Annotated in this window: 6 protein-coding genes and 1 pseudogene; 4 read left to right on the top strand and 3 right to left on the bottom strand. The window is 74.3% G+C overall.

Translation table 11 applies throughout. The features are described 5' to 3' along the window. A pseudogene (locus tag J7E86_RS06230) lies at positions 1–681 on the top strand (hypothetical protein); the annotation flags it as partial. Positions 682–685: 4 nt separating this feature from the next. Here J7E86_RS06230 and J7E86_RS06225 read toward each other — a convergent pair. Further along, the gene (locus J7E86_RS06225) at positions 686–2,446 is read right to left on the bottom strand and encodes a hypothetical protein (protein ID WP_215080495.1); all 1,761 of its coding nucleotides are present in this window, start codon (positions 2,444–2,446) and stop codon (positions 686–688) included. 439 nt (positions 2,447–2,885) lie between these two features. Then, positions 2,886–4,274, bottom strand: coding sequence for a transcriptional regulator (locus J7E86_RS06220; RefSeq protein ID WP_215080494.1), 1,389 nt, complete (start codon positions 4,272–4,274; stop codon positions 2,886–2,888). Between the two features lie 361 nt (positions 4,275–4,635). Between J7E86_RS06220 and J7E86_RS06215 the strand changes: the two genes are divergently transcribed. From J7E86_RS06215 to J7E86_RS06205, 3 genes are all read left to right on the top strand, one after another. Continuing rightward, on the top strand, positions 4,636–5,307 hold the full coding sequence (locus J7E86_RS06215; protein WP_374223770.1) for a bifunctional DNA primase/polymerase: 672 nt from the start codon (positions 4,636–4,638) through the stop codon (positions 5,305–5,307). A gap of 100 nt (positions 5,308–5,407) precedes the next feature. Further along, a complete protein-coding gene (locus J7E86_RS06210; RefSeq protein WP_215080492.1) occupies positions 5,408–6,211 on the top strand; it encodes an ABC transporter ATP-binding protein in 804 nt (267 codons plus the stop codon). After that, positions 6,208–7,815: a transporter gene (locus J7E86_RS06205; RefSeq protein ID WP_215080491.1), complete on the top strand. Its 1,608-nt coding sequence runs from the start codon at positions 6,208–6,210 to the stop codon at positions 7,813–7,815. The genes J7E86_RS06210 and J7E86_RS06205 overlap by 4 nt, the downstream gene beginning before the upstream one ends. Before the next feature lie 11 nt (positions 7,816–7,826). On the opposite strand, the gene J7E86_RS06200 is transcribed toward J7E86_RS06205, so the two are convergent. Next, the gene (locus J7E86_RS06200; RefSeq protein WP_215080490.1) at positions 7,827–9,245 is read right to left on the bottom strand and encodes an FAD-dependent monooxygenase; all 1,419 of its coding nucleotides are present in this window, start codon (positions 9,243–9,245) and stop codon (positions 7,827–7,829) included. Between the last annotated feature and the right edge of the window lie 167 nt (positions 9,246–9,412).

Here is a 9,412-nt window from a genome sequence, read left to right as displayed (position 1 = left end):
GGCCTCGCCGCCGGCGGCCGGCCGGCGGCCACCGACATCCCGGCCCCCGAGGCGGCGACCGACTACACGCCGCAGGCCGCGGCGGCCCTCGCCGGCGCGACGGACGGCAGCTGCGTCGGCGCCGCGCTCGGCAACCACACCATCACCTTCTTCGACTCCTTCCGCCGGCTGCGCACCGGCGGCCCCACGGTGCGGATCGCCTCCGTGCTCGGCAGCGTCGACCAGTCCCTCGTCGACAGCACGGGCGGCGCGAGCAGCCCCCTGGAGGGCGCCTACGCCACTGGCTGGTACCCGGCGGCGGACGACCCCCGCTGGGCACCCATGCGGAGGGTCATCGACCGGCACGCCTTCGGCGACAACCGGATCGCCCCCACCGACCCCGGCGTGCAGACCACCTGGATCGCCTGCACGGTGCTGCGGTCGGTCCTGAAGTCCCTGGACCCCGACGACATCAGCGCGGCCACGGTCCGGCAGGCGCTGGACGGCGGGCACACCGTCGACACCGGCGGACTCACCCCGAGGCTCGGCTGGCGCCCCTCGGTCCTGCTGGGCGTGCGCGCCACTCCGCGCGTCGTCAACGCGAACGTCACCTATCAGGTGGTACGGGACGGTCGGCTCGTCGCGCTGAAGAACGGTTTCACCGATGTGACCCGGACCCTGAAGGAGAGCCGGCGCGGCTGACGCCTCACAGCTGGGTCCACTTGTGCGGCGTCAGCCCGTACTTCTTCGCGATCGGGTCCCACAGGTCGGCCGCCTTCTTCTTGGCGGCGGTGGCGTCACCGCTGGCCCGGTCGCCGGCGGCACTCTCACCGCTGGGCCGGGCGTGGCCCTTGACGCAGCCGTTCTTGCCGCCCACCTGGTCGGCCCATTTGGCGTAGTGGCTGTCGGCCGAGGAGGACGACTGCCACGCCTTCGTCAGCTGCGCCGAGAGCTCGCCGCTGCCAGGAAGCTTGTCGATCGTGGTCTGCTGAAGGCGCGTCACGAGCCCGTCGCGCTGCTTGGCGGCGTCGCGCAGGTTCGACGCGGACGGGCCGAGGTCCTTGCAGCTCTTGGTCGAGTCGACGGCCTTGATGACCGCGTCGCGGCTGTTGTTGCTGTCCTTGAGCAGCGCGTCCAGGGCCTTGGCCTGAGCGGCGGCCGGGTCGGCGGGCGCCGGCGTCTTCTTGGTGCCGTCGTCCTTGTCCTCGCCCTTGTCCGGGGCGGTGGGCTCGGCCGAGCTCACGGCGGCGTTCTGCGGATCGCTCTTCTTGTCGTCCCCGCCACTGAGCAGCGCACCGGCGGCGAGCCCCGCGACGGCGCAGCCGGCGACGACGATCCCGACGATCGCCGCGGTGGGCAGCCGCCGCTTCCCCGCGGGGTCCGTCCGGGGAGTGGGGGACGGCGGAGGTACGGGGGCTCCCGTCCGGGCGGGCCCCCTGACGGGGGGCGCCTGGTGCGCGGGCCCGGCGAGGGGCGTGCCGCCGCTGGTCCGGAACAGCTGGTCGAACTCGGCGGGCGGCGGCCGCTCCTCCTCCCGCGGAGGGCGGGGCACGGAGCTGTTGCCGTAGGCGGCGGGGGCACCGGGCGGACCGCCGACTCCGCCGGTTCCGCCGACCGGCGGGAGGTACTGCGTGGCCGCACCGGCGGCCCCTTCGCGGACCGGCGGCATGTACTGGGTGGCGGCCTCGGGGACGGGCCCGTCCGCCACCGGCGGCAAGTACTGGGTGGCCGCTCCGGCGTCGCCGCCCCCGGAACCGGCACCGGGCGCGGGCAGGTACTGCGGCCCCTCCGCACCACCGGCGCCCTGCGCGGGCCGAACGGGAGACAAGTACTGGGTGGCGGCACCGGCGGAATCGCCGCCGCCCCGAACGGGCGGCAAGTACTGAGTGGCAGCCCCAGCCGCACCCTGCGAAGCGGAATCACCGCCACCCTGAACCGACGGCAAGTACTGGGTCGCCTCACCGGCGGAAGCCTGCGCGGGGGAATCACCACCGCCCCGAACCGGCGGCAAGTACTGGGTGGCGGCACCGGCCGTCCCCTGACCCGGAACCGGCGGTATGTACTGCGTGGCGGCCCCGGCGGGCCCCTGCGCATCGGAGGCCGGCTGCGGGGAGACCTCGTCGCTCGCCCCCCGGGCGTACGGCGCGGGCGGGGGCGGGGCGCCCGGGAGCGGGCCGGCGCCGACCGGCGGCATGTACTGGGTCGCCTGCGAGGCGGGGTCCTGGGCGGCGGAGGCGGCGTGCGCGCCCGGCGCACCCAGGGCCGGGGCTATGTACTGCGTGGCCTCGGAGTCGCCCGGGCGTGGCGGGGCCTCCGGCGGCAGGGGCGCGCGGTGCGCGTCCGGGCCCCAGGGGCCGCCGCCCCAGGACTGGCCGGGGGCGGGCGCCTGGTGCGCGGGCAGGGCCACGCCCTCGCGCGGAGGCTGCGCGGGCGGCTGCGGCACATTGCCCTGTCCGCTCTGCGTCACCGGGACTCCTCATGCTGTACGGGACTTATCGGAAGCGTCGACTCACGCTACCGGGTCCCCACAGCACACGGCCATGCGCTCCTGTACCAGTCCCGTACCAGTGTTCCCACCACGCACCAAGGCACCGGCCGCAACCACCGCACCACGACGAACGGAAGGGCGCCGGGACAGCTTCCGGCCCAGAACCGGGGATGCGGCAGGCCGACCCCATCGCACCCATGACGAACGGAAGGGCGCCGGGGGCGCAGGGGCGTTCCGGAATGCTGCCGGATATTTGCGGGCGGCGGTTCGGGCCACGAAGGGAGGGAGGGCTCCCCGCCCGTAAATATCCGATTCCGGAACGCACCGGAGCCCCCGGCGCCCGCACCTGAAGACGGCGAGCAACCAGCACCGCACCCCGCACCGGCACCGCGCAAGGCGCAAGCAGCGCCTACGCCGCTTACGCCGCCTGCACCTCCAACCGCGCCCCGAACTCCCGCACCACCGGCTCCTCCCGATACGGCGCCAACCGCTGCTGGAAGTCGTCCAGGTACTCCGCCCCCCGATTGGACCGGAGCGTCCCCAGCAGCTCCAGCGCCCGCGTCCCCGTGGCACACGCCTCGTCCACGTCGCGCTGCTGCACCTGGGCCGTGGCCAGCAGCAGCATGCCGATCGCCCGCCGCCGCACCCGCCCCTCCGGATGCCCGGCGATCGCGTCCTCCGCCTGCCGGCGCGCCTGTTCCGGCTGCCCGAGGTCGCGGTGGCAGTGGGCCAGCTCGTCGGCGAGGTAGGCGTGGTCGAAGTGGCGGATCCACGAGGGATCGTCACCGGAATCCTTGGCTCCGTCCGCCTGTTCGAGCTTGGCGAGGGCCCGCCCCGCGACCACCTGGAAGGACCGGGCGTCGCCCAGCAGCGCGTGCCCCCGTGCCTCGGCCGCGCAGAACATCGCCTCGGCGCGCGGTGTGACCTGCCCCCGCGCCCCTTCCTGCGCGGCCTTCGCGAGCTGCGCGATCTCCCGCGGATTGCCCAGCGACGCGGCGAGGTGGCTCATGCTCGCGGCGAGCACGTACCCCCCGTACCCCCGGTCGTCGGCGGCCTGGGCGAGCCGCAGCGCCTGGATGTAGTAGCGCTGGGCGAGCCCCGGCTGCCCGGTGTCGACGGCCATGTACCCGGCGAGCTCGGTCAACCGTGCGACCGCCGCGAAGAGTTCGCGCCCCACCGATTCCCGGTAGGACCCGGCGAGCAGCCCGGAGACGACGCTGTTGAGGTAGTGGACCACGACGGGCCGCACATGCCCGCTGCCGTACCGGTGGTCGAGCTCGACCAGGGCGTCCGTGGTCGCCCGTACCGCGTCGACGTCGGACGAACCGACCCGCGCCCCGGCGTTGCGCGCGACCTGTGGATCCGCGCCCGTGATCAGCCAGTCACGGCTGGGTTCGACGAGCGCGGAGGAGGCCACCGACGTGCCGCTGAGGAAATCGCGGCGCCCGACGTCGCTGCGCCACAACTCGCAGACCTGCTCGATCGCGCCGAGCACGGTCGGGGAGAACTGGAGGCCGACGCCGGAGGCGAGGTTCTTGCCGTTGGCCATGCCGATCTCGTCGATGGTGACCGTACGGCCCAGCTTGCGGCCGAGCGCCTCGGCGATGATCGCCGGGGCACGCCCGCGCGGTTGCTGGCCCCGCAGCCAGCGGGCTACGGATGTTTTGTCGTACCGCAGGTCGAGACCGTGCTCGGCACCGCACATATTGACCCGGCGCGCCAGGCCGGCATTGGAACAGGCGGCTTCCTGAATGAGCGCCTGCAGCCGTTCGTTCGGCTGCCGCGCCACGAGTGGCCGTGCGGCCATGCTGTACCCCCTGGGACTGCTAAGCGTTCGCGGCCCGTGCCGCGACATGCGGAGAAGCTGAGAGTGCGGAGAGCGCCTTCCCCTGTGATCTTTGCCCCCTGAATGTCCGGAGAATGCGGACTTAACGGTAATGACAGCAAAGGCGGCAATGGCCAGGCAGTGTCCGCGGTGAGCCGTTCTGCTGTGAACTGCCGCGAACCGTCTCGCCCCGACGCCTCGCGGGTGGCTACCCACCCTCGGCGGCGAACCCGCGTCTGCGCCCCCGTACATGCATCCGTGCGCCCCATGTGCATATCCGACCGCCGCCCACAAGCCTGAGCCTGAGCCGTAACCCCTGGTGACAAGGGGAGTTGTGCTGGACGTGGAAGAGACCATCGGAGTAGTAGGAGCCCCGCACATCCCCCAACAGCGCGGCGAGCAGCTGCTCGACGCCGCTGTTCGGTATGCGGAGGAGCGGCACTGGGACGTTTTCGCCGGCACCTGGCTGGAGGCGGAGGAAGGCCGGGAACGCTGCTCGTGCGGCGAGTCCGACTGCCCCGCGCCCGGCGCGCACCCGGCCCGGCCCGACTGGGCCACCCAGGCCACCGGCAGCCCCGCCGCCGCCCGCCGCATGTGGGCGAAGGAGCCCGGCGCCTCGGTCCTGCTGCCGACCGGTCGCACCTTCGACGCGCTCGACGTGCCGGAGACCGCCGGCTGTCTGGCGCTCGCCCGCATGGAGCGCATGGAGATCCAGCTCGGCCCCATCACCTGCACGCCCTTCCGCCGCATGCTGTTCTTCGTCCTGCCCGGCGGCGCCCTGAAGGTCGGCGACCTCGCGCGGAAGCTGGGCTGGCACCCGTCCTCGCTCGATCTGATCGCGCGCGGCGAGGGCGACTACGTGGTCGCGCCTCCGACCCGGATGGGCTCGCGCGGCTCCGTGCAGTGGGCGCGCCAGCCCACCGCCGCCAACCGCTGGCTGCCGGACGCGGAGGAATTGGTCAGCGCCCTGGCCTACGCCTGCGGCCGCGACGCGGCGGACGCCCGCCGCCGGTGACGCCCCCGCGCCCCGGCCCCCCGGCCCGCCCGCCGCTTAGGCTGGAGACCGGGGGGCCGGCTCGTTCCCCCGCACGGCCACGGGGAGCGAGGAAGCCGCGATGGAACTGGCGCAGGGCAGCGGTACGGAAGGGTCACGCGTCGCCGTACGCGTCGAGGGCCTGTGGAAGCGGTTCGGCGAGCAGGTGGCCGTCGCGGGCATCGATCTCGAACTCCCCGCGGGGCAGTTCATCGGTCTCGTCGGGCCGAACGGCGCCGGCAAGACGACGACGCTTTCCATGGTCACCGGCCTGCTCCGCCCCGACATGGGCCGGGTCGAGATCGGCGGCCACGACGTGTGGCGCGACCCGGTGGCGGTCAAGTCCCGGATCGGGGTGCTTCCCGAGGGGCTGCGGATGTTCGAGCGGCTGTCGGGACGGGAGCTGCTCGCGTACACCGGGCGGCTGCGCGGCCTGCCCGGTGCCGAGGTCGACAAGCGGGCGACCCAGCTCCTGGACGTCCTGGACCTCGCGGGCGCCCAGCACAAGCTGGTGATCGACTACTCCACCGGCATGCGCAAGAAGACCGGCCTGGCCGCCGCCCTGCTGCACAACCCGGAAGTGCTCTTCCTGGACGAGCCGTTCGAGGGCGTCGACCCCGTCTCGGCACAGACGATCCGTGGCGTCCTGGAGCGCTACACCGCCTCCGGTGCGACGGTCGTCTTCTCCAGTCATGTGATGGAGCTGGTGGAGTCGCTGTGTTCGTGGGTCGCGGTGATGGCCGCGGGCCGGATCCGGGCACAGGGTCCGCTCGCGGACGTACGCGGCAGCGCGCCGACCCTCCAGGACGCGTTCCTGGGCCTGGTGGGCGCGCGGGAGCGCACGGCCGGCGACGACCTGGACTGGCTGGGCGGCGGCGCCCGATGACGGCCGCCGCCGGTACGCCCGCGCTCGTCTCCGTCTTCGTCCGGCTGAAGCTGTCGCTGCTGCGCAACGGCCTGCGGCAGTCCTCCGGGCGCCGGGCCGTCCACATCGCCTCGATCGCGCTGGTGGCCCTGATCGCCGCGCTCCAGCTGCTCGGGCTGGTCGCGCTGCGCGGCCACGCCCACGCGGCCGCCCTGACCGTCCCGCTCGTGGCGGTGCTCGGCCTCGGCTGGGCGGTGATGCCGCTGTTCTTCGCGAGCGGCGACGAGACCCTGGACCCCACCCGGCTGGTGATGCTGCCGCTGCGGCCCGGCCCGCTGGTGGCGGCGCTGCTGACGGCGTCGCTGGTGGGCATCGGACCCGCCTTCACGTTCGTGATCATCGTGGGCTCGGTGCTGGCGACGGCGCACGGGGTCGCGGCCGCCGTCGCGGGCGCACTGGGCACGCTCCTGGCGCTACTGGTGTGCCTGGCGCTGGCGCGCGCCGTCGCCACCGCGAACGTACGGCTGCTGACCAGCCGCAAGGGCCGCGACCTGGCGGTGCTCAGCGGTCTGCTGATCGCCGTGGGCGCGCAGTTCGTGAACCTGGGCGTACAGCAGCTCAGCGGCGAGGGCGGCCTGGCCCGGCTGGAGCCGGTGGCGGACGTGCTGCGCTGGGTGCCGCCGGGGTCGGCCATGGACGCCGTACGGGCGGCGGGCGAGGGCGCGTACGGGAGGGCCGTGCTCGAACTGGCCCTGACCGCCGCCGTGCTCGCCGTCCTGCTGTGGTGGTGGCAGCACAGCCTGACGAAGCTGATGACCGCGCCGGACGCCTCGACCTTGCGGACCGAGAAGCCCGGCAGGGCGCGCCGCGAGGGGGCGGGCATGGCACGGCTGCTGCCCGCCGGGCGCACGGGCGCGGTGATGCTCCGCTCGCTGCGCTATGTCTGGCGCGACCCGAAGACCAAGGCGGCGTGGGTGTCGTCGCTGGGTGTCGGTGTGCTGGTGCCGGGCGTCAACGCGGCGCAGGGCCAGGGCAGCGTCTATCTGTCCTTCTTCGCGGTCGTCATGCTCGGCATGCAGATGTACAACCAGTTCGGGCAGGACACCTCCGCCTTCTGGATGGTCCTGCAGACGATCGCCTCGCCGCGCGACGCCTACGAGGAACTGCGGGCGCGCGCCCTGGCCTTGACGCTGATCGCCCTGCCGTACGTCCTGCTGGTCGTCCTGGGCTCGGCCGCGTTCACGGGCGACTGGGGGAAGGTGCCGGAGGCGCTGGGGCTGTCACTGGCCCTGCTCGGCGCGCTGTTCGCGGTGGGCGCCTGCGCGTCGGTCTACTTCCCGTACTCGATACCGCAGGACAGCGGCTTCAAGAACGTGGCACCGGGTCAGGCGGGCATCGCCTGGCTCAGCATCCTCGGCGGGATGATCGCGGGTGCGGTGCTGTGCGCGCCGGTGGCCGCCCTCGCGATCTGGCTGCGCACGGCGGACGCCGACGGCCTGCTGTGGACGCTGCTGCCGGTGGGCGCCGCCTACGGCCTGGGAGCCGGCTGGGCGGGCCTGCGGGTGGCCGCGCCGGCGGCGGCGCGGCGGCTTCCGGAGATCCTCGCGGCGGTGAGCAAGGGCTGAGCTGAGCCCCCTCACCCGCCGGCCGGCTCCGACGCCTCGCCCACGTGCCCGTCGGGCCGTACGAGCAGGGTGGTGGGCCGGGCGTCGGCGCGGGTGACCGTGGTGACCCCCGGCTCGGGCGCCGCGCTCACCCCGCGCGGCAGGACGCGTACGTGCGTACCGCCGCGCAGCGCCTCGTACAGCCGCGAGGGGCCGTCCGCGGTCTCCGCCAGCGGCAGGTCGGGGGCGCGCCGGCCGGTCAGCGGGTGGGCGCCGGGCGGTGCGGGGTAGTCGATGCCGATGCCGGAGACCAGGAGGGCGCCCTTGCGGGTGGCGAAGGGCACGCCGCGCAGGCCGACGGCGACGGCGTCGCGCAGGCCGCGGCCGACCGGCGAGGTGATCAGGGCGGCGCGGACGATGGCGCCGCTGAGGCGCAGGACGAGCCTGCCGACCGGGTGCCGTTCGTCGTGGTAGCTGTCCAGCAGGGCGTCGCCGGCCCGGCCCCGCAGGACGGCGGCGAGCTTCCAGCCGAGGTTGGCGGCGTCCTGGAGGCCGGCGTTCATGCCCATGCCGCCGGCGGGCGAGTGGACGTGCGCGGCGTCGCCGGCGAGGAGGACGCGGCGGTCGCGGTAGTGGGGCACCTGCCGTTCGTCGCTGTGGAAGCGCGAGGTCCAGCGGGGGTCGCGCATGCCGAAGTCGGTGCCGAAGGCGGCGCGGGTGACGGAGCGGAGGTTGTCCATGTCGACGGGGGCGTCGGAGGGCAGCCGGCTGCCCTGCTCCCAGGCGATGACGCGGTACCAGCCGTCGCCGAAGGGCACGAGGAACGCGAAGCCGCCGGCGCCGGACTCGAAGGCGGGCAGCCCGGTGGGTTCGGTGTCCAGGCGGACGTCGGCGAGCATGACGGACCGCAGCACGCCCCGGCCGGGGAAGGGCATGCCCAGGGCCTTCCGCACGGCGCTGTGCACGCCGTCGGCGCCGACCGCGTACGCGGCACGCAGCCGGCCCACGCCGCTGTCGGTGCGTACGTCCACGTCGACGCCGTCGGTGTCCTGCCGGAGGCCGGTGACCTCCGTGCCGCGCCGGATGTCGGCGCCGAGCTTGAGGGCGCGCTCCTCCAGGATCCGCTCGGTCTCGTACTGCGGGGTCAGCAGCACGCCCGGGAAGCGGCTGGGCAGGTCCGACAGGTCGATCCGGGACCGGCCGAAGAGGCGCACCCGGTCCTGGAAGGTCCCGGTGGCGAGCAGCTCCTCGGCGAGGCCCCGGGCGTCGAAGACCTCCAGCGAGCGCGCGTGCACGGCGAAGGCCCGGGTGAGGTTGGACTCCGCGGCCCGCCGCTCCAGCACGGCGACGCGGACACCGGCGGCGGCGAGGTCCCCGGCGAGCAGCAGACCGGTGGGGCCGGCCCCGACGACGAGGGCCTCGGCGGACGTGTCAGCGGTGACGGAAGACATGGCATCTCCTCGGTGAGGGCGGTGCGGTGCGGTGCCGGACGTGCCGTACTGCCAGTGCACACCTGGCGGCAAGTTATGTCAACGCCTGTTGAATTAATGCGCGGGGCCGCCTGCCGCCTCCGCCGGGCTGCGTCCGTCGTGCGCACCACCGCTGCGCGGTGGTGTCC

This window comes from Streptomyces sp. ISL-11 (assembly GCF_018614525.1).
Classification (GTDB): domain Bacteria; phylum Actinomycetota; class Actinomycetes; order Streptomycetales; family Streptomycetaceae; genus Streptomyces.
The sequence above is the reverse complement of the archived record's forward strand: the minus strand, read 5'-3'. Positions and strand labels throughout refer to the sequence as shown.